Here is a 23562-nt window from a genome sequence, read left to right as displayed (position 1 = left end):
TCGGACTACCGTCGGACCATGCGTACCGTCATCGCCGGGGGCCACGGACAGATCGCGCTCCACCTGGAACGGCTGCTCGCCGCCCGCGGCGAGCGCCCCGCCGGGATCATCCGCCGCCCCGAACAGGCCCAGGACCTCGTCGACGCCGGCGCCGAGCCGCTGCTGCTCGACCTGGAGGCCGCCACCGCCACCCGGCTCGCCGCACTGCTCACCGGCGCCGACGCGGTGGTCTTCGCCGCCGGCGCCGGACCGGGCAGCGGCGCCGCCCGCAAGAACACCGTCGACCGGGACGCCGCCGTGCTGCTCGCCGACGCCGCCGAACTCGCCGGGGTCCGCCGGTACCTGATGGTCTCGGCGATGGCCGCCGACGCCCAGGCCCATTTCCCCGCCGACGAGGTCTTCGAGACCTACCTGCGGGCCAAGGGCGCCGCCGACGACGCCGTCCGGGCCCGCACCGCGCTGGACTGGACGGTGCTGCGCCCCGGACGGCTCACCGACGGCCCCGGCACCGGCCTGGTCCGGCTCGCCCCCTCCGTCGACCGCGGCGCGGTGGACCGGGCCGACGTCGCCGCCGTCCTGGCCGCCCTGCTGCGCGAACCGGGCACCGCCGGGCTGACCCTGGAGCTGGTCGCCGGGAACGCCACCGTCGAGGAGGCGGTCGCGGCGGCCGCCGGACACGACGGCTGAGCCCGCGCCGGGGCGCGAACGCGAAGAGGGCCCGGTTCGGCGAACCGGGCCCTCCCGCCTACGACGACACCGCGTCGGCCAGGGGCCTCACGGCCCCGGCGATCTCAGAGGTCTCTGAGTCTCAGAGGTCTCAGAGGTCGAGACCGGTCAGGACCATGACCTTCTCGACGGTGTAGTCGTCCATCGCGTACTTGACGCCCTCACGGCCGACACCGGAGTCCTTGACACCGCCGTACGGCATCTGGTCGGCACGGTAGGACGGCGCGTCGCCGATGATCACACCGCCGACCTCCAGCTCCCGGTGGGCGCGGAAGGCGGTCTGCAGGTCGTGGGTGAACACGCCCGCCTGGAGACCGAACGCCGAGTCGTTGACGGCCGCGAAGGCCTCGTCCACGCCGTCCACCCTGTGCAGCGACAGCACCGGGCCGAACACCTCGGCCTTGGCCAGGATCGCGTCACCGGGCAGGTCGGCCAGCACGGTCGGGGCGTAGGTCGCACCCTCACGGGTGCCGCCGGTGAGCACCTTGGCGCCCTTGGCGACCGCGTCCTCGACCCAGGACTCGACGCGCTTCGCGGCGTTCTCGTCGATCAGCGGGCCGACGTCGGTCGCGTCGTCGGCCGGGTCACCGGTGACCTGCGCCCTGACCTTGGCGACGACCTTCTCCGCCAGCGCGTCGTACACCGAGGCGTCGGCGATCACCCGCTGCACCGAGATGCAGGACTGGCCGCCCTGGTAGTTCGCGAACATCGCGATCCGGGTGGCCGCCCAGTCCAGGTCGGCCTCCGAGGACCAGTCGGCGAGCACCACGGCCGCGGCGTTGCCGCCGAGCTCCAGGGTGCAGTGCTTGCGCGGCACCGAGTCCATGATCTGGTAGCCGACCTTGTCCGAACCGGTGAACGAGATCACCGGCAGGCGCTCGTCCTGCACCAGGGCCGGCATCCGGTCGTTCGGCACGGTCAGGATCGACCAGGAGCCGACCGGCAGGTCGGTCTCGGCCAGGATCTCGCCCAGCACCATCGCCGACAGCGGGGTCGACGGAGCCGGCTTCAGGATGATCGGGGCGCCGACCGCGATCGCCGGGGCGACCTTGTGGGCGACCAGGTTCAGCGGGAAGTTGAACGGGGCGATCCCCAGCACCACACCGCGCGGGAAACGGCGCACCACCGCGAAACGGCCCACGCCGCCCGGGTCGGTGTCCAGCCGCATGGTCTCGCCGTTGGTGCGGCGCGCCTCCTCGGCGGCCCAGCGGAAGACCGACACCGCGCGGCCGATCTCACCGCGGGCCCACTTGATCGGCTTGCCGTTCTCGGCACTGACCAGCTGGGCGAGCTCCTCGGTGCGCTCGGTCAGCCGCTTGGCCACGTGGTCCAGGGCGGCGGCACGCTGGTGCGCCGGGGTGGCGGCGAACACCGGCAGCGCGGCCACGGCGGCGTCCAGCGCCTCCTCGACCTGCGCCTCGGTCGGGATGCTCACCTTGCCGACCAGACGGCCGTCCCAGCTGTTGTGCACCTCGAAGTCGGCGTCACCGCTCGCCCGGCGGCCGGCGAGCCAGAAATCGTACGTGGTGGTCACCGTGGTACCGGCCCTCTCCTCGTCTGTCCTACGGCCCACGGACGTGGGACCCGGTTTTGAGGGTAGGCGCGGCGGCGCGCCGACCGGATTGGCCGACTAGGAGCGTTCGCCCCCGGGGCCACTCCACCGCGTCCTACCGGCGCCCCGCGGGCCGCCGGAACCCCACGCCCCGCCGGCGCCTCACTCCTCGCCGGAGCGCAGCGCCAGCCACAGCTCCATCCGCACGTCCGTGTCGTCCAGCGACCGGCCCAACAGCTCCTCGACCCGGCGCATCCGGTAGCGCAGCGTGTGCCGGTGCACACCCAGGTCCGCCGCCGCCGCGTCCCACTGGCCGTGCCGCGACAGCCACGCCCGCAACGAGGCCACCAGATCCCCGCGGGCCGTCCGGTCGTGCTCCCGCAACGGCCGCAGCAGCCCCTCCGCGAAGGCCGTCACCGCGTCCTCGCCGAGCAGCGGCAGCAGCGACCCCGCGCCGACCTCCTCGTGGTCCACCGACCGGCGGCCACCGCGCAGCGCCACCGCCAGCGCCCGCTCCGCCTGCGCGTTCGCCGTCCCCGCCTCCTCCAGCGCGGCCGGCGCCGAGACGCCCAGCGACAGGCCCTCGTGCTCCTCCACCGCGCCCAGACAGGCCCGGTGCACCGCGCCGTTGTCCAGCGCCAGCACCATCAGCCGCGGCCCGTGCGCACCGTCCTCCCGCGCCACCAGCAGCTTCTCGCCCACCCGGGCGCCCGCCTGCTCGGCCCGGTCGCCCAGCTCCCCGAGCGCCTCCGCGGCATCCGCGTTGGCCGGACCGGCCCCGGCCACCAGCACCCGTATCGTCCCCTCCGGCAGCCCCCCGAACAGCCCCACCGCCACCTGGCGGGCCGTCGCCACCTCACCGGCCAGCACCATCCGCAGCAGCGCCGCACCCATCCGCTCCTCGGCCTGCCGCAGCTCCCGCGAACGCTCCAGGGTGAGGGTCAGCAGCGCCACCGCCGCGTTCAGCACGTACCGCTCGGTCGGCGTGATCCGGTCCTCGGTCCCGACCGCCAGGAAGCCCCGGGCCCGCCGGTCCGCCCCCAGCGACTGGACCACCACGTAGTCCTCGTCCGCCGTGTCTATCCCCGGCGCGCGCCCCTGCAACGCCGCACTCGACGGCGCCGGACGCCGACGCAGCCGGTCCACCTCCGCCGCCAGCCGCCCCGCCCGTCGCGCCGCCCAGTCCGGCGCCACCACCGACAGCGCGCCCGACCCGTCGTACAGCGCCGCCCAGCCACCCAGCCGGGCCGCCAGCCGGCGCACCACCGCCGTCGTGCCGTCCTTGCCCAGCGCCGCCCGGGTCAGCTCCTCCTGCGCCTCGAAGCTGGTCGTCACCGCCTCGTACTGCTCCGCGGCCAGCGCCGCCGACACCACCTTGCTGATCGCGATGAACGGCGTCGGCTCCGGCACCCGCAGCAACGGCAGCCCGCGCTGCGCCGCCGCGTCCACCAGCGGCTGCGGCACCTCCGTGTGCGACAACCCCACCCCGAGCCCCAGCCCGACCACCCCCGCGTCGGCCAGCCGGTGCACGTACGCCTGCAACTGCGCCGCCGTACGGCCCAGCTTGATACCGGTGGTGAGCAGCAGCTCACCACCCTCCAGGAACGGCGTCGGGTCGTCCAGCTCACTGGTGTGCACCCAGCGGACCGGCCGCTCCAGGTGATCCGCACCGGCGAGGACCGTCAGATGGAGCGACGTGTTGCGGACGACGGAGGCGAGTGTGGGGGGCATGGCACCTTCGAAGGATCGACCTGACCGCGCCGTTGCGGCCGGGCGAGGAGAGGGACGTGGGACTGGTGAGGGTCTCTCCCCTTCATTATGGACGCCCCGGACAACCCGCACTGCCGAATCCACCTCGAAGGCGACTTCCCCCGCCGCCCGCCCTCAGCCCCTGAGGTCCACCAGCAGCGGCGGAACCTGCTCCCCCGACACCGCCGTCAACGACACCACCGCATGCCCCGCCGGCAACGCGTGCGCCAGATCCGACGGCGACCACCGCAACCGCTCCACATCCCGCGTCGTCACCGACTCCGTCTGCGCCGTCGTCCCCGACAGCGCCTTCCGCCCGACCCGCCCCGCCCGCCGTATCACCCCACCGGAGGTGTCGGGGGTGTGGGTGACCGCGGTCTCCTGCACCAGGTGCGTCCCCCAGGCCTCCGAGAACAGCTTCCCGTCCCACGGCGCGATCCCCGGGAACGCCATCCGACAGCCGACCGCGCCGAACAGCGGCGCCCGCAACGCCTCGGGCAGGTCCACCAGCGTCCGCAGCAGCAGCACCGCGCCCGCGTTCGCCCCGCGCATCCGCTGCAACCCGCGCACGGCGGCGGCGTCCAGCGCCGCCGAGGCGTCGTCCACCACCAGGCCCGCGAACAGCGAACGGTCCTCGCGGGCCCCCGCCGCCTGCACGAACTGCCCCACCACCAGCCGGGACAGCATCCGCGCCGCCTCCGGGTGGCTCCGCTCCGGCAGCTTCACCCGCACCCGCAGCGGGTGGTCCAGCACCCGCATCGCGAACGGCGGCCGACCCGTGCCGTCGGTCGCGAAAGCGCCCTCGAAGGCGGGCCGCTCCAGCAGCGCCAACCGGTCCGCCAGCAGCGCCCCGGGGTCGTCCGCCCGGTCGCGCTGCCGCTCCCGGTACTCCAGGTCCCGCTCGTGGACGGCGAGTCGGCCCGCCACGCCGAGCGCCTTCACCAGCGCCGCCAGCACGTCCGGCTCACCCGCCAACAGCGCCCGCAGCTCCCGCACCCCCGGATAGCGGCCGTACGCCGCGTGGAACGGGCCCACCACCTGCTGCAGCGCGGTACGGGCATGCTCCGCGCGGGCCGTCAGCTCGTCCGGCAGCAGCGCCTCGGCCAACCGGGCGGCCGCCTCGTCCGGGTCCCGCGCGGCGCCGTAGAGGTCCAGCCCGTACAGCGAGGACGGGTCGCCGGGCGCGATCACCACGTCGTACCAGGAATCCGGGCCGAGGTCGGCGTCCGCCGCCCCGACCACCACCGCACAGGCCGTACCGGACAGCGCCTGCAGGCACAGCGCCTCGGCCACCGGCCGGGCCAGCCGCGCCGTCTTCCCCGTCCCCGCCGGACCCACCGCCAGCAGCGAGGTGCCCAGCACCGCCGGGTCCAGCGCGAAACCGGCCGCCCGGTGGCCCAGCGGATTCTTCGGGACGTCCTGCGCCGTACCGAGCCGGACCTGGCCGAGCAGCAGATCGTGCCGCTCGGCACGGCCGGGCAGCTCGCGCGCCTCGGAGGGATGGGCGAAGGCCGCCGCGCCGCGGCTGGCCACCTGCTCGGTGAAGGCGGGCACGAACACCGGGTCCGCGTGCGCGGACTCCCAGGCGCGCCGGATCCGCACGTAGTCGACGTCCCCCACGGCCTCGCCCTCCAGCCGGACGGCCGCCTCGGCCGCACCGCCCCGGCGCAGCCCGTCCCACGGGTCCTGCCCGCGCACGGCCTCGACCGCCCCCGGGACGTCCTCCTCGACGGGCTGCTCCTCCGTCACCGTGCGCGACAGCAGCGGCGCGACGTAACGGCGCCACACCTCGGGCCAGCGGCCCATCCGGCCGAAGATCTTGATGACGGCTGCGGCCACCAGCACGTTCACCGACAGCCCGACGACGGTCACAAGGGTCTCGCTGGGGTGTTCGACCCAGACGGTGATCACGATCAGGTGAAGCACCAGTTGTGTGCCGTAGACAAAGGCGAACCACGCCACCACCGCGTTCAGCCCCGCCCGCAGCAGCAGCGGCCAGGTCGCGACCTTGGCCGCCTCCGCGCGCTCCGGGTCGACGCGGCGGTAGCCGAGCCGGTAGACGCCCGGGTCGGCGTCGGGGCGCGGGGCGCAGGCCCAGGTCGCGAGGTCGAAGGAGGAGGTGCCCGCCGCGGGCCGTTGGTGGGGCAGGGGGGTCGGGGGTCTGGTGGTGGTGCGCTCGCCGTGGTGGTGTGCCCCGTCCTGTGCCATGTACGGTCCCGCTCCCTCGCCCGCCCGCCCGGCCCGACCGCCGTCGGTGCCGCCATACCCATGCCGCCGTACCGGCGACACGCCCGCGCTCAGGGTAGTGGAGCGCGGCCTGCGGGTAGTCGCGCCACCCGCGCTGGCCGTGCCGGACAAGTCGGACGGCGCACTGCTACCGAGTGGCGCGTGCCGGGGTGGGGAGGGCGGCCGTAGCCTGCGAAGCACCGAGCCGAGAAGTCTGGAGATACCCCATGAGCGCCGCAACGCCGCTCCCGCAGGAGCGCCGCCTGGTCACCGCGATCCCCGGTCCGAAGTCGCAGGAGCTGCACGCCCGCAAGCTGGGTGCGGTGGCGGCCGGCGTCGGCACCACCCTGCCGGTGTACGTGTCCCGTGCCAACGGCGGCGTGCTGGAGGACGTGGACGGCAACTCGCTGATCGACTTCGGTTCCGGCATCGCCGTGACCAACGTCGGCAACAGCGCCGAGGCCGTGGTGGCCCGGACGACCGAGCAGCTGGCCAGCTTCACGCACACCTGTTTCATGGTGACCCCGTACGAGGGTTACGTGGCCGTCGCCGAGCAGCTGAACGAGCTGACCCCGGGTGACCACGAGAAGCGCACCGCGCTGTTCAACTCGGGCTCCGAGGCCGTCGAGAACGCGGTGAAGATCGCCCGCGCCTACACCAAGCGCCAGGCCATCGTGGTGTTCGACCACGGCTACCACGGCCGCACCAACCTGACCCTGGCGCTGACGGCGAAGAACATGCCGTACAAGCAGGGCTTCGGTCCGTTCGCCCCCGAGGTCTACCGGGTGCCGGTCGCCTACCCGTACCGCTGGCTGACGGGTGCGGAGAACGCCGCCGCCGAGGCCGCCGCCCAGGCGATCGACACCATCAACAAGCAGATCGGTGCCGAGAACGTCGCCGCGATCATCATCGAGCCGATCCAGGGCGAGGGCGGCTTCATCGAGCCGGCCAAGGGCTTCCTGCCGGCGATCGTGGAGTTCGCGAAGGCGAACGGCATCGTGTTCGTCGCGGACGAGATCCAGACCGGCTTCTGCCGCACCGGCCAGTGGTTCGCGTGCGAGGACGAGGGCATCGTCCCGGACCTGATCACCACCGCCAAGGGCATCGCCGGCGGTCTGCCGCTGTCCGCGCTGACCGGCCGCGCCGAGATCATGGACGCCGCGCAGACCGGTGGTCTGGGTGGCACCTACGGCGGCAACCCGGTGGCGTGTGCCGCCGCGCTGGGTGCCATCGAGACCATGAAGGAGCAGGACCTCAACGGCAAGGCGCAGCGGATCGGCGAGATCATGCTGGGCCGCCTGCGGGCCATGCAGGAGAAGTACGAGATCATCGGCGAGGTCCGCGGCCGCGGCGCGATGATCGCCGTCGAGCTGGTGAAGCCGGGTGGCAAGGAGCCGAACGCGGAGGTCACCGCGGCCATCGCCAAGGCGTGCCACGCGGAGGGCCTGGTCGTGCTGACCGCCGGCACCTACGGCAACGTGCTGCGCTTCCTGCCGCCGCTGGTCATGCCGGAGCACCTGCTGAACGAGGGCCTGGACATCCTGGAGGGCGCGTTCGCCGCTCTCTGAGCGGTGTCGCCCGTCAGGTCGTGAACCCCCTTCCGGAGGGTTGTCCGGACAGCGCTGAACGGCCCGTGGGGACCTCTGGTCCGCACGGGCCGTTCGGTTGTCCGGGCGCGTCGCGCGGGCGGCCGGGGCATGATCGACGGGGCGCCTCCGAGGTTGCCCCGCGCAGGGTGAAGATGGTGTGCGGAATCGCTGAAGGCGCTCGGCGCGGAAGGGCTGTTGACGTAGTGTCATCGCAGATGGACAGCGAGCCTCAGCCATGGGCGCGGCCGTCCGCGGGGCCCCCTCCGGGGCCGGTTCCGCGGGTGCCGAACGAGGACGACCAGGTCGGCCCGGGAGGGCCGGCGCACACCGAAGGCCGATCGACCGACCGTCCGACCCACACCCCCCGGGGCGCACGGAACGGCGATCATCAGGGCCGCCCCGGAGCTCTCCCCCCTGCTCCGGGGCGGCTGTCCGTCGTCCTGGGCCGGGTGGCCCGGTCGGTGGCCGTCCCGGTGACGGCGGCGGTGCTGCTGGTGGTGGTGTCCTGGCAGGTCGCGGTGGAGGGGCCGCTGCTCGGCGTGGACCGTTCGGTCCGCCGGGCCGTCCGTACGGCCCACCGGGACGTCCCGGACGCGCTGCTCGACCGGCTCGGCCACTTCCTGTCGGACCTGGGCGGCGGCGTCCCGGCGGTCCCGGTGCTGCTGCTGGCCGGCGCGTTGGCCACCTGGCGGGGGCGCCGGGCCGGGGCCGGGCGCTGGTGGCTGCCGCTGCCGGTGGCGGCGCTGACCTCGGTGCTGATCCCGCTGCTGGTGGTCCCGGCGAAGTCGGCCTTCGCCAGGCCCGGTCCGCTCGGGGAGCCGCTGACGGCGGGCCAGTGGGGCTGGTACCCGTCCGGGCACACCGCGACCGCGGCGATCTCGTACGGGGTGGCGGCGCTGCTGCTGGCCCGGGTGGCGGGGCCGCGCGCCGCCCGGGGGCTGGCGGCGGGTGCGGCGCTGCTGTCGCTCGGGGTGGGCGCGGGGCTGGTGTGGAGCGACTTCCACTGGCTGTTGGACGTGGTGGCGAGTTGGTGCCTGGCCGTCCTGGTGCTGTGGCCGCTGGCCCGGTGGCTGCCCGGGCCGGGTGCCGGGGGCGGTCAGGCCTCGGGGTCCTCGTTGCGGTGAACCAGGCCGGGCTCGCCGTTGTCCCGGTGCCACTCGATGACGAGTTCGTCGCGGGCGCCGAAGCGGACCAGGTGGCGGCCGACGACATCCTCCAGGCCGGGCAGCTTGTCGCGCTCGCCCTCGACGGTGAGCAGCAGCGCGTCCGGCTGGGCCTCCAGGGTGGCGGTGCCGGCGCCGAAGACCATCGTGCCGCGGCCGGTCTCCTCGGAGTAGACGGCCTCGATCTTGCGCCCCATGTGGGCGGTGAGCTGCTTGGCGTAACGGCCCGGGCGGTCGGTGGCGACGCGGGCTTCGGAGCGGGGCATGGGCCCTCCATTGGTCGGGGACGGGAACTTAGGGTTCCCTCACTTGGGAGCAACGCTAACCCAGATACTGAGCCAAGCTCAACATATTTCCGCGATCGTCTTCCGTCGCCCGCCACCGGCCCCGGACCGACGGCTACCCTTGGGCGGACGCCAGCCGAGGAGACCGCCGATGACCACCACGCCGACCGACGAACCGGCGGACCCCTCCCCCGGCCCCCGGCCCGGCACCCCGGGCACCGCCGCCGAGCTGGCCGACGCGATGACCAGGGCGATCAAGCGGATCCGCCGTCAGACCGGCTGGCGGCTGGAGCCGTACGGCATCACCCCCGGCCAGGCCCGGGCCCTGCGCACGCTCGCCCACGTGCCCGGCTGCGAGACGCCGGACCACGCGATGCGGCTGAGCGACCTCGCCGACAAGCTGCACATCGCCCCGCGCTCGGCGACCACCGTGGTCGACGCGCTGGAGGAGGCCGGCCTGGTCGAGCGCAGCCCCGACCCGGCCGACCGGCGGGCGGTGCGGATCCTGCTGACCGAGGCCGGACGGGCGGCGGTGGAGCGGATCGGGCAGGTCCGGGACGAGGTGGCCCAGGAGTACTTCGGCGAGGTCAGCCCCGCCGACGAGGAGGTGCTGCTGCGGGTGCTGCGCTCCGCCGAGGCCCGCTTCCTCGCAGCCGGGCCGCCACGCCGCTAGCGGTACCGGGACGCAGCGCGGTGATCCCGATCCCGGTGATCACCAGCAGCGCGGCCGCGGCGGCCGTCGGGCTGATCCGTTCGCCGAGCAGCAGCCAGGCCGAGGACATCCCGAACACCGGCACCAGCAGCGAGTAGGGCGCGACGGCGGTCGCGTCGTAGCTGCGCAGCAGGAAGCTCCAGGCGACGAAGCCGAGCAGGGTGGAGACCAGCCCGACGTAGCCGATCGCGCCCAGTCCGGCCGGGGTGATGTCGCGCAGGGCGCGCAGGTCCGCCTCGGGGCCCTCGACCAGCAGGGACAGGCCCAGCAGCGGCAGCGGCGGGACGGCGCTGACCCAGACCATCCAGCGCAGCGCGTCCGGCGGCGCGGCCCTGCGGGTCAGCACGTTGGCCAGCCCCCAGGCGACGGCGGCCAGGACGACCAGGGCGAAGGCCCCGAGCGGGCCGCCGGCGCCCTGGTCCCAGGCGCTCAGCGCGATGCCGGCGAAGGCGACCGCCAGGCCCGCCAGCCGCTGCCCGCCGGGGCGTTCGCGCAGCAGCACGGCGGCGAACAGCGCGGTGAAGCCGGCCTGCCCCTGGAGCACCAGCGAGGAGAGCCCGGCCGTCATCCCGGCGTGCATGCCGAGGAAGAGCAGTCCGAACTTGACCACCCCGAGGACCACGCCGACCGCCAGCACCCAGCGCCAGGCCACCTTGGGCGGGCCGACGAAGAAGACCGCCGGCACCGCGACGACGGCGAACCGCAGGGCGCAGAAGAGCAGCGGCGGGAAGTTGTCCAGGCCGACGTGGATCAGGACGAAGTTGAGGCCCCAGACGGCGGCCACCAGGACGGCCAGGGCGATGTGGCGGGGGCTCATGCCGCCCCGGCCGCCGGTGCCGCCCGTGCCGGTCGTGCTGCCTGTGCTGCCCGTACTGCTCATGCTGTTCCGGCCGCTCGGAGCGGCGGCGGTTGTCGCGGTCATGGGTCGAGCATGGTGGCGCCGGACCGTTCAGCACCAGCGATGAATTCTGAAGAGGACGCTTTAGTATCACTGCATGATGGACCTGGGGCGCCTGCGGGCGCTGCACGCGGTGGCGGTGCACGGCTCGGTCGGCGGGGCGGCCGCGGCACTCGGCTTCACGCCCTCGGCGGTCTCGCAGCAGATCGCCAAGCTGGAGCGGGAGACCCGGACGGTGCTGCTGGAGCGGCAGGGCCGCGGCGTGGTGCTGACCGACGCGGCGCGCGAGCTGGCCGTCACCGCGCAGACCGTGCTGGGGCTGGTGGAGCAGGCCGAGGTGCGGCTGGAGGAGCAGCGCGGCCAGGCCGTCGGGCGGCTGCTGGTGGCCGCGTTCCCGTCCGGTGCCCGCGGACTGATGCCCGGGGCGCTGGCCGACCTGCGGCGGCGCTGCCCGGAGCTGGACGTCCGGCTGCTGGAGCGCGACCCGTACCCGGCGGCCGAGCTGGTGGCCCGGGGCGAGGTGGACCTGGCGCTGGTGCAGGACTGGCCGACCGTGCCGCTGCCGGTGCAGGAGGGGGTCTCCCGGATGGACCTCGGCACGGACCCGGTGGACCTGCTGCTGCCCGCCGACGACGACCTGGCCGCGCTCGACCCAGTGCCGGTGGAGCGGCTGTGCGGGCAGCGCTGGATCAGCGTGCCACCGGGCAACATCTGCCACGACTGGCTGGTCCGCACCCTGCGCGAGGCCGGCGAGGAGCCGGACGTGCGCTACCAGGTCGGGGAGTTCGAGACGCAGATCGCGCTGGTCGCGGCCGGTCTGGGGATGGGCCTGGTGCCGAGGCTCGGACGGGGCCCGCTGCCGCCCGGGGTGGCGGCCCGCCGGGTGGCGCCGGAGCCGGGCCGCCGGGTGTTCGCGCTCTGGCGCTCCCAGGCCTCCCGGCGGCCGGCCATCACCGAGGCGCTGGCCTCGATGCGGGAGTGCTGGGGGCGGCTTCCGGGCTGAGGGCCGCGGCGGCCGGTCGCCCGACCGCCGGGCCGATCGGTCCGAGGGCGAGGACCGGTGCGGGCCTCAGCCGGCGAAGCCGATCACCAGCCACATGAAGCCGACCCCGGCCACGGTGCAGAGCAGGGTGCTGCGCGAGGGGTGCGGGCTGTGCGCCTCGGGGAGGATGTCGGAGGTCGCCAGGTAGAGCAGGAAGCCGGAGAAGAAGCCCAGGTAGAGGCCGAGCAGGTGCCCCGGGATGGTGAACGCCAGGGTGATCGCCGCGCCGGACACCGGGGCCACCGCGTCCGCGGCGAGCAGGGTCAGCGCCCGCCGCCGGTTGTTCCCGTACAGGCGGGTGATCGTGTACGTGTTGAAGCCGTCGGCGAAGTCGTGCGCGACCACGGCGATGGCCACCACCGTGCCGACCGTGGTGCCCGCCTGGAAGGCGGCGCCGATCGCGAAGCCGTCCATCACGCTGTGCCCGACCAGGGCCAGTGCGGCGGTCAGCCCGACGCCCTGGTGCCCGGCGGAGCGGGCGTCCCCGTGGTGGTGGCCGTGGGAGTGCGCGGCGTACTCGCCCTCGTGGCCGCGGTGGATCGCGACGGCGCGCTCGATCACGTGGATGGTGAGGAAGCCGGCCGCGAACAGCAGCAGCGCCTGCGGCACGCCGTGCACCTCGCCCGGCGCCTGGTGGAGCGCCTCGGGCAGCAGGTCGAAGGCGACCACGCCGAGCATCAGTCCGGCGGCGAAGCCGAGCACCAGGTGGCGGCGGTCGCGGGTGCGCTGGGCGACGAAACCGCCGATCAGGGTCATCAGGAACGCCGCGGCGGCGACCAGTACCGCGGTCATCGGTTCGGCTCCTTCACAGGTCCGGCCGAGTCGCCGGGGCCTTCGCCGGGTGGTGCGCCGAGCGCTCTGCCCATTCCTCTCCCCCTGGGATCCGCCCGTGGCCGGGCCGACCGCCGACCGTACCGGACGCCCGTTCGACGGTGATCACCCGGGGGTGCCGGGGCCGGGGTGCCGTTCCCCCAGCCTCGGCCCGGACCTGCCGGAGCGCCCGACGGATGGGCCGTTCGGGTGAGGCCGGCGACGGGCCGACCCGCCGGGACGGGGCGGTGGGCAAAGGCTGCTGAGCAGGGCCGATGTGGTGAGCGGGCGGCGGGTCAGCCACCGGTGGCGAGCGGCAGGCCGAGGTGGGTGTGGGCGAGTTCGCGGACGCCGTCGCCGTCGATCAGGTGGATGTGCCGGCGGCCCTCCTCGGCGGTGAGGTCCAGCACCTCCTCGGTGAACCGGCCGGTGGTCAGCCGCAGGCCGCGCTCGGCGGACTCCTCCCCGACCGCCTCGGCCAGGGTCTCGATCTGCTCGGCGCCGATCGACCCGGTGTCCCGGGAGGCCCACACCACCCAGCGGCCGGGCAGCGAGGTGCCGGGTGCGCCCTCGCCGGTGGCGACCAGCCCGGCCGGGCCGCGCAGCCGGACGCTCCACTGCGCGATCCCGCCGCGGGTCAGCAGGTCCCGCACCAGCTGGGCGAACTCGTTGGCGGACAGGTCGGCGGCGGCCGGCACGGTGGCCCCGGCCTGGGCGGCGGGCCGGACACCGGCCCGGTCGTACGGGTCCGGGGTGACGGCGGCGCCGAGCTGGCGCAGCCGTACCAGGGCCTCGTCCTGCTCGGCGTCGGCGTAGACGCCCTCGTCGTCGCGCTCCTCGTACGGGGTGCCCGGCGGCAGCAGCCGGGTACGGGCCAGTGCGTCGCGGTCGGCGTCCACGCTGACCAGGCAGAGCGGCTCGGCCGTGGCGGGATCGCGCAGCCAGCCGTTGAGGACGACGCCGGCGAGTATCTCGTCGGTGTCCACGGCATCGGCGGCCTGCAGGGCCCGCAGGGCGAGCCGGGCGACCAGCCGCAGGTAGTCGGTGGCCCGGTCCGCGGGCGGGCGCGGCACCGGGAGGATGTCGCCGTCCGGGGCGAGCCGGTAGCCGGCGAGCGAGGGCACCAGGTCGAGCGGCGGCAGGTCGAGGTCCAGCACGGCGGTGCGGGTGAGCGGGCGGAAGACCGCCCGGCACGGGGCGGGCAGGTCCTGGGTGGCGGTCTCGGCGGCGGCCAGCGCCCGTTCCAGCAGCGACTCCACGGCGGCCGGCTCGGCCAGCCGGTAGGCCCGACGGCACTCCTCCAGGCTCTCGTTGTACTCGCGCACGGCGCGGGCCCGGGCCTCCTCGGCCGCCTCGTGGGCGCGCCGGGACTCGTCGGCGGCCGGGCTGCCGGCCTCGGCCCGGCGGGTGCGCCACTCGCGCAGGGCGCGCTGGTGGGTGAGCCGGGCCTGGGCCAGCTCGCGCTGGTAGCCGGAGTCGAGCAGCCGACGGGACGGGCCGCCCTCCGGGTCGGCCACGGGCGGTTCGGCGGGCGCGAAGTCCTGCCAGCGGGGCTCGGACTCCTCCTCGGCGCCGCCGCCGGGGCCGTCGGCCGGGTAGGGGCGGGGCTGGTAGTGGCGCAGCTGGCTCTCGAAGTCCATGGCGGAGACGGGCAGCGCGGCGCGGCGCAGCAGGTCGGCCAGCCGGTCGTGCTCGGCCCGGACGGCGCGGGTGCGGTGGTGGGTCAGGGTCGCGGCCCGGGCGTGCGCCGCCACGGCCTCGTCCGGGTCGGCCTCGCCGGGGCCGGGCTCGGACGGTCCTTCACCGGTCGGTCCGTTGCCAGTGGGGCCGTTGTCGGTGCGCCCGTTGCCAGTGGGTCCGCTGTCGGTCGGTCTGTCACCGGCCGGCCCGTCGCCGGACGGGCCGTCACCGGTCGCACCGCCACGGGGGCGGTCGGCGGCGGCGCCGTCCGGCTCCTGGCCGTTCTCGGCTCCGAGGTCGCGGAAGACCGAGGCGAGGAAGCCCGGCCGGGGGAACTGGACGGTGGCGGTTCCGTCGGACTGGCCGTCTGCTGAGTACTGCATCGGTCGTCGTTCCCCCATGCTCGTCCGGCGCCTGCCCGGGGCGATCGGCGAACCTGTGGGCCCGCCCCTGCCGGACATTGTCCCCCGAACGGGCGCGGCGGTCAGCCAAGCCGCTCAGTTGGTCCGGGTGTTGGTGAGGTGCAGGCCGATGTAGCCGACGTAGATCCGGCCGCTGCCGGAGCAGTCGTCCAGGTAGTGCAGCCGGGGCGCGGTGCGGCCGCCGCCGATCCGCAGGTGCGCGCCCATGAACGCGCGCCGGGAGGAGTCGACGCATTCCGGGACCGGCAGCATCCGCTCGCGCTTCCACTTGGTGTGGCTGAACACCGTCCGGGACTCCCCGCGGACCGCCTTGCGGGGCGGGAAGCGGTGACAGCCCTCGGGGGTGCGCTCGCACCACTGCTTGAAGTCCCCGCCGGCCGCACCGCGTACGGCCGCCTCGGCGTACTCCTGGAGTGCCGTCAGCCCGTCCCAGGCGAGCCGGGCCCAGCCGGCGCCGGCGCACTGCAGCTCGTCCAGGGCGAGCGCGACCTTCTGGTCACCGGTGAAGGTCACCAGCGGGAACTCGCCCAGTCTGGCCATGAGTTCGGTGAAGGTGTCGGGCGTGCCGCAGCCGTCGGGGGGCTGGACCACGGAGTGCGGCCCGCCGACCGGTCCACCGCCCGGCGCCACGCAGTGGCGCCCGGTCAGAGCACGGGCTCCGGAGCGGAGACGGCCCTCCCGGACGTCCCGGCCGTCGCGCCCCTCCCGGCCCTGGCCGCGTTCCCGGTGTTCGCGGCGCTCCACGCGCAGGGTGTGCCGGACCCGCTCCAGCTCGTCGGCCCTGGCCTGCTGCTCGGCGCGGTCCTGTTGCTCCTCCCGGGCGAGCGCGGCCAGCTCCACGCCCTGGTACGGGGCGGCCGGGCCGGAGGTCCGTTCGACGACCTGCTCGACGGTGCCCGCGGGCGCCCCCTCGACGGTCTCCTCGGCCACCTGACCGACGGCCTGCTCCGCGGCGTGTGCCACGGCCTGCTCCCCGGTCTGCTGCGCGTCCCGGCGGAGCTGCGGCGGCGGGACGCGCAGCACCGGGACGGCCGCCAGCGGCGGTGGCAGCGGCTGCTCCGCGGCCAGGCGGCGCGGCTCGCGGGCGAGCAGCCCGGCGGCGCGGCGCAGGTCCTCTTCTATTCGGCCCCGGGCAAGTACCGGATGTCGGGCGCTGTCCTGCCGGGAGGCCGGGTCGACCTCGGGCAGGTAGGTGCGCACCGCCCCGCCGTAGACGGTGTGGTACTCCAGCGCGACGTTGAACCCGGTGCGGGCGCCGGGGTCCAGCACGTAGGCGGTGGCGAGGCCGGGCAGCTGCTGGCAGAGCGGGGCCACCACGTCCCGCACCCAGCTGTCGAGCGGCAGGTTCACCGGGACGCTGGCCACCACGGTGGGCAGCCTGCGCTCGGGGTCGCACAGCTCGTCGATCAGGGCGTCGACCTCGTCGGCCGTGATCACCCGGGGGCCGGAGTGGACGGCGGTCGGGCCGTCGGTGGCGTCGAGCAGCGGGAGGAGCGTGCGGGCGAGTTCGGGCACCGGCACCCGGCACGGGGTGCGCACACCGCTGCCGGTGCTGTGGGTCTCGGCCTCCAGCCGGACCCAGGTAGGGCCGTCGGAACCGGTGGCCACGGTGAGGGTGAGCTGCTGGGTGCCGTGCGGGGCCGGGGTGCGCAGGCGGCGGCGGTCGTACCGCCCGGCGCCCGGGCCGCCGCGCAGCGGACCCTGGTCGCGGTCGAGCAGGACGCGCTCGCCCAGGCGGAGGCGCTCGGCGGTGGGAGCCGGCTCGGTGCCCTGCTCGGCGGGGGCGCGGTGGGCCGGCGGGGGCTCCTCGAAGCCCTCCTGCTTCAGCCAGCAGGCCAGTTGTTCGTCGGCCAGGGCGACGGCCTCGGCGTGTGAGAGGGCCGTGGTGACCGTCATCCGGTAGGGCGTCGCGGGGCCGCGGGGACCGGGCAGGTCGGCGGCGGCGTGCGAGCGGACGCGGTTCGGGGCGGGGCGGTTCGCGATCGGATGGTTCGAGGTCGGACGGCTCGTCGGGTGGCTCGTGGGGCGGTTCGAGGTCGGGTTCGTCGCGGACTGGGAATTCGAGGTCGATCGATCCGAGGTCATGCGCATACCTCCGTGGTGCGGGGTGGGGTCCTGTGTCCTCCATCGATGGTTTCGTCCGGTTCTGCCGGAGCCTTGCCCAGGAAACGCCACGGCCCGGAGCGGAAGTTCCAACTCCGGGCTACGACACTACGTTCGGGTGAATCTGCTCAAGCGGTCTTCCGCGTGGCGCGGGGCCTGGGCTACGGGAAACGGCCGGTCACGGGCCGTCCGACGGATCGTCCGACCCCCGGGACCCAGGAGCTACCCCCCGCCCCGGCGACCAGAGCGGCACCTCGGGTCAGACCGGCACCTCGACGTACGTGCGGCCGGCCGGGACCGCCACCGCGGTACCGCCGGTCGCCTCGGCCAGCCAGGTGTGGAAGTCCGCCACGTCCGGCTCCGGCACCCCCACCTCGATCCGCACCCCGGCGGCCTCGTAGGCCAGGTCGCTCACCGTGTACCCGGCCGCCCGCAGGTCGTTCTCCACCCGCCCGGCCCGGACGTGGTCCACCGTCACCGCGAGCAGCGCGACCGGGCGGCGCTCCAGCAGGCCGACCTCGTCCACCGCCTCCGACACCGCGTTCCCGTACGCCCGCACCAGGCCGCCCGCGCCGAGCTTGATCCCGCCGAAGTACCGGGTGACCACGGCGACCGTGTCGGTCAGCCCGCGTCGGCGCAGCACCTCCAGCATCGGCACCCCGGCCGTGCCGCCGGGTTCGCCGTCGTCGCTGGAGCGCTCGCGGCGCTGCTCGTCGCCGACCACGAAGGCGGTGCAGTTGTGCCGGGCGTCCCAGTACTGCTTGCGGATGCCCGCGATGAAGGCCTGTGCCCCCTCCTCGTCGGTGACCCGGGCGAGGTGGCAGATGAACCGGGACTTCTTGATCTCGGTCTCGTGGCTGCCGGCCCGCCGGATGGTGAGGTACGGCCTGGCGGTGGGCTCCGGCGTGGCGGACATGGCGCGGGGGTCCTCCCGAGGACGGTGAAGGCTGACGGCGCGCGCCCCGGGACACCGGGGCGGCACCGCCAGCCTAGTTGGCGCACGACGGGAGGGATCAACGGCCGGGGGCCGGGAGCCGGCCGAGCCGGAGGATCGACGGCCGGGACCCGACTGTCGGACGCGGCCGGGTCAGCGGCCGGCCAGGGCGTTCAGCCGCCCGCGGTCCAGGCCGGTCAGCGCGGTGACCTCGGTGAGGTCGACGGCGCCGCAGTCCAGTCCGCGCAGCAGGTAACCGCTCAGCGCCCGGGCGGTGGCCGGCTCGTCCATCACGTCGCCGCCCGCCTTGGCGACGTACGCGGCCAGCCGCGCGGCGGCGGCCGCCAGGCCCTCGCGGTAGAAGGAGTAGACGGCGACGTAGCGGGTGGGCAGGTGTGCCGGGTGCATGTCCCAGCCCTGGTGGTAGGCGCGGGCCAGCGAGCGGCGGACCAGTCCGTGGTGGAGCTTCCAGGCGGCGTGCACCTGTTCGGTGGAGCCGGTCGGGACGACGTTGGTCGAACCGTCGGAGAGCCGCACCCCGGTGCCCGCGGCCGCCACCTGCATGACCGCCTTGGCGTGGTCGGCGACCGGGTGGTCCATGCTCTGGTGGGCCGCGCTGACGCCGCAGGCGGCGCTGTAGTCGAAGGTGCCGTAGTGCAGGCCGGTGGCGCGCCCCTCGGCGGCCTCGATCATCCGGGCGACGGTGGCCCGGCCGTCCGGGCCGAGGATCGCCTGGGTGGTCTCGATCTGGATCTCGAAGCCGATCCGGCCGGCGGGCAGCCCGGCCCGGCCCTCGAAGTCCTCCAGCAGCCGGACCAGCGCGGTGACCTGCTCGGCGTAGGTCACCTTGGGCAGGGTCAGGACCAGGCCTTCCGGGAGCCCGCCGTTGGCCAGCAGGGTGGCCAGGAACAGCTCCAGGGTGCGGATGCCGCGGGCCCGGACGGCGGCCTCCATGCACTTGGTCCGGATGCCGAGGTACGGCGGGGCGCCGCCCTCGGCCACCGCCGCGGCGACCAGCTCGGCGGCGCGGACGGCGGCCGCGTCCTCCTCGGCGTCGGGGCGGGGTCCGTACCCGTCCTCGAAGTCGATCCGCAGGTCCTCGACCGGCTCGCGCTGCAGCTTGGCGCGGACCCGGGCGTGCACGTCGGCGAGCAGCTCGTCGTCCGAGACGCCGAGGGCCCGGGCCAGTTCGGCGGGGATGGCGGCGTGGCGGTCGAAGGCCTCCAGGGCCCGGCGGCCCCACTCCCGCACGGTGTCGGCGCCGAAGGCGTCGGCCGGGACGTAGACGGTGTGCACCGGCTGCCTGGTCCCGGGCTCACCCGGGTAACGGCGCGCCAGATCGGCGTCGACCGGGGCGAGCAGCGCCTCCACGGCGGCGCGGGCCCCGGTGGAGAAGGAGGCCCCGTCCGTCGGCCCGTTTCCGTCGACCCCGACCCGTGTCATCCGCACTCCCCATGCCGAACCAGCGCTTCAACAGTTTGTTGAGGCGAAGGTAGCTCCGGCGGGCTCGGGCGTCAATGGCCGCCCGAGCCCTGGACGGTGGCGGCGGCGGTCAGTCCCGCCCGGCCGCGGCGTAGCGCTCGTTCAGCTCCGGGTAGAGGTCGGCGACCTCCTTGGGGTGGACCGAGCCGTCCGGTCCCTTGCCGGTGACGCCGTACTCCCTGGTCAGCCAGTCGGCGAGGCGCTGGGGGTCGGGCTGGTGGCTGTGGGCGTCCATGTACGAGACGAGCGCCGCGTAGGCGACGTCCGGGTCGAGGCGCGCGGGCGCCGGGGAGAACGCGGACTGCTCGGCGCGGGCCGACTCGGCGGCCGGGACCGGCTGCGCGAGCCCGGTGGGCCGTGCGAACTCGGCGGGCTGCTCGGGCTGATCGAACTGCTCGGACCGCTGCTGCGGGCCGACCGGGTGCTGGGCCTGCGGACCGGGCGCGGGCTCGGGGGCCGGGCCCGGGGCGACGGCTGCGGCGGGGGCGGGGGCGGGGGCGGAGGCGGGCTCCTCGGCGACCGGGCGCGGGGGCTTGAACCAGGGCGAGGCCTGCCCGGGCACCCGACCGCCCGGGGCGGCGTCGGTCGGGTGGCCGGTGGTGCGGACCGGGCGCTCGGTCCAGACGTTCAGCTCCTCGCCGCGCGGCTGCGGGGCTGCCTCCGCCGCCGCGTCCGGCTCCTGGGCGGCCCGCAGCCGGACGGCGGCCAGCTTCGCGAGCATCGGCGCGGCGACCTCGGCGGACAGCGGGGCGACGGCAGCGGGCGCCTGCTGCGGCTGCTCGGGCTGGGCCTGCGGCTGCCCCTGGACCTGGTCGGGCTGGGCGTGCTGGACCTGCGGGGCGGCCGGCTGGACGGCCTGCGGTGCCTGCTGCGGGTGCGGGGGCTGCTGGGCGTGGGCCTCGGCGGCCGGGGCGATGGCCGCGGCGACGCGGTTCTCCTGCGGGGCCACCCCCGGCGTCTCCTGCTCCGCCGGCACCTCCTTGACGTCGCGCGCCCGGCCGTCGTCGTCGAGCCGGTCGAGCAGCGCCGGGTCCAGCGGCACGCCGAACTTGGCGAGCTTGAGCGGCAGCAGCGCCTGGATCGGTGCCGAACGGCGCCAGCCGCGGCCGTACCGGAAGCGCAGCTGCGCCCGGTAGACCAGGCGGTTCTGCTCCAGCCGGATGACCTCGTCGTAGGAGCGGAGCTCCCAGAGCTTCATCCGCCGCCAGAGCCGGAAGGTCGGTACCGGGGAGAGGAGCCAGCGCATCACCCGGACCGACTCCATGTGGCGGTCCGCGGTGATCGCCGCGATCCGGCCGACCGCGTGCCGCGAGGCCTCGACCACGACGACGAAGAGCACCGGGATGACGGCGTGCATCCCCATGCCCAGCGGGTCGCCCCAGGAGGCGGCCGCGTTGAAGGCGATGGTGGCGACGGTCAGCAGCCACGCGGTCTGCCGCAGCATCGGGAAGGGTATCCGCAGCCAGGTCAGCACCAGGTCGAGCGCGAGGAGCACGACGATGCCGGCGTCCACACCGATCGGGAAGGCGTAGGAGAAGGCGCCAAAACCCTTCTGCTCGGCCAGGTCGCGCACCGCGTTGTACGAACCCGCGAAGCCGATGCCCGAGATGATGAAGGCACCGGCCGCGACCAGGCCGAGCAGGCCCCGATGGGCCTTGGTGAGCGTTGGGCGTGCCATTACGTCTATCAACCCCTGGATGTCGGCTGCTGCCGTACGCTGCCTCGGCTGCCGGGTCCCGTTTGGTCGGGCCGCCGGACTCCGTTGGTCGGGCCGCCGGACGGCTGGGCAACCTCCGGGCTCGGCTCACCGGAGTTTACTCGTACACGTGTTTAGCGTGCCCACAGCCTGGGGTGTCACAGTGCGGCGGCCCGGGCCCCGGCGACCGGCACCACGCGGGGTCGGAGCGGAGGCGCCGCTGGATCGTCAGCCGGTCTGCCCCGCCGTGCCGTTGAGGTAGGTCAGCACCGCCAGCACCCGGCGGTTGGCGTCCTCGTCGGGGGCGAGTTCGAGCTTGCCGAAGATGTTGGCGATGTGCTTGGCCACCGCGCCGTCGCTCACCGAGAGGCGGGCGGCGATCGCCGAGTTGGAACAGCCCTCGGCCATCAGTTCCAGCACCTCGCGCTCGCGCGGGGAGAGCCGCAGCAGCGGACCGGGCCGGCGCGAGGTGGTCTGCATCAGCTTGGCGATCACGTCCGGGTCCATCGCCGTACCGCCCGCCGCCACCCGGCGGACCGCGTCGATGAACTGCCCGGCGTTGAACACCCGGTCCTTCAGGAGGTAGCCGATCCCCCCGGTGCCGTCGGCCAGCAACTCCCGCGCGTAGAGCTGCTGGACGTGCTGCGACAGCACCAGCACCGGCAGGCCCGCGATCTCCCGACGGGCCTTGAGCGCCGCCTGCAGGCCCTCGTCGGTGAGCGTCGGGGGCAACCGGACGTCAACCACGGCCACGTCCGGCCGGTGGGTCAGCAGCGCGTCCAACAGCTCGGGCCCGGTCTCCACCGCCGCGGCGATGGTGAAGCCGTGCGCTTCCAGCAGCCGGATCAGGCCTTCGCGAAGGAGGTAGAGGTCCTCGGCGAGGACAACTCGCACGGCAACTCCAAGGTGATGGTGGTGGGTCCGCCCGACGTGCTGTCGATGGAGAGGACACCGTCGAAGGTACCCAATCGCTTCTCGATACCGCGCAGTCCGGTCCCCCGCGAAGGGTCCGCCACCCCCACCCCGTCGTCCGTCACCGTGACCCGCAGGAAGCCGGCCCGGTAGAGGATGTCCACCCACACCTGTTCCGCCTCCGAGTGCTTGGCCGCGTTGGCCAGCAGCTCGCAGATGCTGAAGTACACGGCGGCCTCCACCGGCGCCGGCGGCCGGTCCGGCAGGCTCACGCACACCTCGGTCGGCAGGGCGCTGTCCAGCGCCAGCGCCCGGACGGCGTCGCCCAGTCCGCGCTCGGCGAGCACCGGGGGGTGGATGCCGCGCACCAGGTCCCGCAGCTCCTGGAGGGCCCGGGCCGAGGACTGGCGGGCCTCGGCGAGGAGCTCCCGCGCGGCCTCCTGGTCGGTGTCCATCAGGTGCTCGATGGTGCCCAGCGTCATCCCGATCGCGACCAGTCGCGCCTGGGCGCCGTCGTGCAGGTCCCGCTCGATCCTCCGCAGCTCGGCGGCCTGGTTGCCGACCGCGTCCGCCCGGGTCTCGGTCAACTCGGCCACCCGCCTGGTCAGCTGGGCGTTCGTCGCCCGGCCGTCCTGGTCCAGCACCCGGCGGGCGGCCTCCACGTACCCCCGCACCGCGTACGGTGCCGCGAGTATGCCCGCGACGATCATGGCGGCCCCGAGCACGGCGCTCAGCAGGACGGCCACCATCCGGCTGCTCAACGGGCCGAACCCGTCCGCCGGCACCGGCCCGGCCAGGATGTAGGCGACGCCCAGCCCGAGCAGGACGGCCACCGGGCCGGCCAGGGCCACCACGAGGAACGGGTTCGCCAGCAGCCAGAGCAGCTCGGCGCGGGTGGTCCGGTCCCGCAGGCCCCAGTGGACCACCTGGACGTACTTCGCCACCGTCCGCGACCGGTGGTAGGTGTAGCCCGTCCACCAGTGCCCCCGGCCGTCCAGCTCCAGCTCCGGCCGGGGCTCGTAGACCATCGGCAGCCGGATGCCGAACCAGCGCTCCAGCTGGCCGCGGGTGCGGTTCGCGGTACGGCGGATGCTGGCCGCGGCCACCACGGCGCCGACGGTCGCTGCCACCAGGAGCGAGAGGAAGACGCCCAGGTCGTACGACTGCAGGAGCCGGGCCGTGACCGCCCCCGAGCAGATCGCCGCGCCCACCGGCAGCACCACTCCCGGCACCGCGGCCAACACCACCACACCGAGCCGCGCCAGCCCCTCACCGCCGGCCTTGAAGGCCGCCTGGGCCTGAGCACGTACGGACGCGCCGCTCGTACGACTCACTGTTGTCACGGGAAGCTCCTGATGCCGGTACCGATCGTCCTCCATCAGTCTTCACGAACCGTCCATCACCCACACTGGCCATGGCACCCCAAAACCGAGGTAGACCTAGGACCACCTGTGAGTGGAGGAAGTGACACCGACCGATGAGACAGTCTGAAAACGCGAAGAACCCCCATCCGGGACCCGGATGGGGGTTCTTCTGAAGAATTGTTCGGCGGCGTCCTACTCTCCCACAGGGTCCCCCCTGC

The 23562-nt window shown here is 74.8% G+C and carries 18 protein-coding genes; 5 read left to right on the top strand and 13 right to left on the bottom strand.

Annotated elements, in window-relative coordinates:
- Positions 1 to 18 precede the first annotated feature (18 nt).
- Positions 19 to 687, top strand: a complete 669-nt coding sequence (locus tag ACFRQN_RS23430) for an NAD(P)H-binding protein (RefSeq protein ID WP_117487826.1) — start codon at positions 19 to 21, stop codon at positions 685 to 687.
- A gap of 130 nt (positions 688 to 817) precedes the next feature.
- On the opposite strand, the gene ACFRQN_RS23425 is transcribed toward ACFRQN_RS23430, so the two are convergent.
- The 3 genes from ACFRQN_RS23425 to ACFRQN_RS23415 form a co-directional block, all read right to left on the bottom strand.
- Positions 818 to 2260, bottom strand: a complete 1443-nt coding sequence (locus tag ACFRQN_RS23425; protein ID WP_049651300.1) for an aldehyde dehydrogenase family protein — start codon at positions 2258 to 2260, stop codon at positions 818 to 820.
- Between the two features lie 180 nt (positions 2261 to 2440).
- Positions 2441 to 4009 carry a PucR family transcriptional regulator gene (locus tag ACFRQN_RS23420; RefSeq protein ID WP_049651301.1) on the bottom strand — a complete coding sequence of 523 codons (1569 nt, stop codon included), beginning with the start codon at positions 4007 to 4009 and terminating at the stop codon, positions 2441 to 2443.
- 153 nt (positions 4010 to 4162) lie between these two features.
- The gene (locus ACFRQN_RS23415; RefSeq protein ID WP_380741861.1) at positions 4163 to 6235 is read right to left on the bottom strand and encodes an ATP-binding protein; all 2073 of its coding nucleotides are present in this window, start codon (positions 6233 to 6235) and stop codon (positions 4163 to 4165) included.
- Positions 6236 to 6480: 245 nt separating this feature from the next.
- Between ACFRQN_RS23415 and gabT the strand changes: the two genes are divergently transcribed.
- Together gabT and ACFRQN_RS23405 are read left to right on the top strand one after the other, a co-directional pair.
- Positions 6481 to 7821, top strand: a complete 1341-nt coding sequence (gabT, locus tag ACFRQN_RS23410; RefSeq protein WP_049651302.1) for a 4-aminobutyrate--2-oxoglutarate transaminase — start codon at positions 6481 to 6483, stop codon at positions 7819 to 7821.
- 470 nt (positions 7822 to 8291) lie between these two features.
- Positions 8292 to 8966: a phosphatase PAP2 family protein gene (locus ACFRQN_RS23405; RefSeq protein ID WP_380741859.1), complete on the top strand. Its 675-nt coding sequence runs from the start codon at positions 8292 to 8294 to the stop codon at positions 8964 to 8966.
- Here ACFRQN_RS23405 and ACFRQN_RS23400 read toward each other — a convergent pair.
- Entirely contained in the window at positions 8939 to 9271 is a 333-nt protein-coding gene (locus ACFRQN_RS23400) for a DUF2218 domain-containing protein (RefSeq protein WP_049651304.1), read from the bottom strand. The two genes, ACFRQN_RS23405 and ACFRQN_RS23400, sit on opposite strands and share 28 nt — an antisense overlap.
- A 169-nt stretch (positions 9272 to 9440) precedes the next feature.
- Here ACFRQN_RS23400 and ACFRQN_RS23395 point away from each other — a divergent pair, with 169 nt between their 5' ends.
- A complete protein-coding gene (locus ACFRQN_RS23395; protein ID WP_049651305.1) occupies positions 9441 to 9962 on the top strand; it encodes a MarR family winged helix-turn-helix transcriptional regulator in 522 nt (173 codons plus the stop codon).
- Here ACFRQN_RS23395 and ACFRQN_RS23390 read toward each other — a convergent pair.
- Complete coding sequence (locus tag ACFRQN_RS23390) at positions 9877 to 10818, bottom strand: EamA family transporter (RefSeq protein ID WP_049651311.1); 942 nt, start codon at positions 10816 to 10818, stop codon at positions 9877 to 9879. The two genes, ACFRQN_RS23395 and ACFRQN_RS23390, sit on opposite strands and share 86 nt — an antisense overlap.
- Before the next feature lie 178 nt (positions 10819 to 10996).
- On the opposite strand from ACFRQN_RS23390, the gene ACFRQN_RS23385 reads away from it, so the two are divergent.
- Complete coding sequence (locus ACFRQN_RS23385; protein WP_049651306.1) at positions 10997 to 11902, top strand: LysR family transcriptional regulator; 906 nt, start codon at positions 10997 to 10999, stop codon at positions 11900 to 11902.
- 66 nt (positions 11903 to 11968) lie between these two features.
- Here the strand turns inward: ACFRQN_RS23385 and ACFRQN_RS23380 are convergent, their stop codons facing one another.
- The 8 genes from ACFRQN_RS23380 to ACFRQN_RS23345 all read right to left on the bottom strand — a co-directional run bounded on the left by ACFRQN_RS23380 (position 11969) and on the right by ACFRQN_RS23345 (position 23323).
- Positions 11969 to 12733 carry a ZIP family metal transporter gene (locus ACFRQN_RS23380; RefSeq protein ID WP_049651307.1) on the bottom strand — a complete coding sequence of 255 codons (765 nt, stop codon included), beginning with the start codon at positions 12731 to 12733 and terminating at the stop codon, positions 11969 to 11971.
- Positions 12734 to 13047: 314 nt separating this feature from the next.
- Complete coding sequence (locus ACFRQN_RS23375) at positions 13048 to 14814, bottom strand: restriction endonuclease (RefSeq protein WP_380741857.1); 1767 nt, start codon at positions 14812 to 14814, stop codon at positions 13048 to 13050.
- A gap of 114 nt (positions 14815 to 14928) precedes the next feature.
- On the bottom strand, positions 14929 to 16749 hold the full coding sequence (locus ACFRQN_RS23370; RefSeq protein WP_380741855.1) for a hypothetical protein: 1821 nt from the start codon (positions 16747 to 16749) through the stop codon (positions 14929 to 14931).
- A gap of 466 nt (positions 16750 to 17215) precedes the next feature.
- Positions 17216 to 17872, bottom strand: coding sequence for a YigZ family protein (locus ACFRQN_RS23365; protein ID WP_049659555.1), 657 nt, complete (start codon positions 17870 to 17872; stop codon positions 17216 to 17218).
- Between the two features lie 171 nt (positions 17873 to 18043).
- Positions 18044 to 19333, bottom strand: coding sequence for a DUF6986 family protein (locus tag ACFRQN_RS23360; protein ID WP_380741853.1), 1290 nt, complete (start codon positions 19331 to 19333; stop codon positions 18044 to 18046).
- 109 nt (positions 19334 to 19442) lie between these two features.
- Positions 19443 to 21050 (bottom strand): DUF2637 domain-containing protein, encoded by a 1608-nt coding sequence (locus ACFRQN_RS23355; RefSeq protein ID WP_380741851.1) that lies wholly within the window; start codon positions 21048 to 21050, stop codon positions 19443 to 19445.
- A gap of 246 nt (positions 21051 to 21296) precedes the next feature.
- Positions 21297 to 21962 carry a response regulator transcription factor gene (locus ACFRQN_RS23350; protein WP_049659962.1) on the bottom strand — a complete coding sequence of 222 codons (666 nt, stop codon included), beginning with the start codon at positions 21960 to 21962 and terminating at the stop codon, positions 21297 to 21299.
- Complete coding sequence (locus ACFRQN_RS23345; protein ID WP_380741849.1) at positions 21914 to 23323, bottom strand: sensor histidine kinase; 1410 nt, start codon at positions 23321 to 23323, stop codon at positions 21914 to 21916. Before ACFRQN_RS23345 ends, ACFRQN_RS23350 begins: the two co-directional genes overlap by 49 nt.
- Positions 23324 to 23562: the final 239 nt, after the last annotated feature.

It is taken from the genome of Kitasatospora sp. NPDC056800, from assembly GCF_042789775.1.
Taxonomy (GTDB): Bacteria; Actinomycetota; Actinomycetes; order Streptomycetales; family Streptomycetaceae; genus Kitasatospora.
The sequence above is the reverse complement of the archived record's forward strand: the minus strand, read 5'-3'. Positions and strand labels throughout refer to the sequence as shown.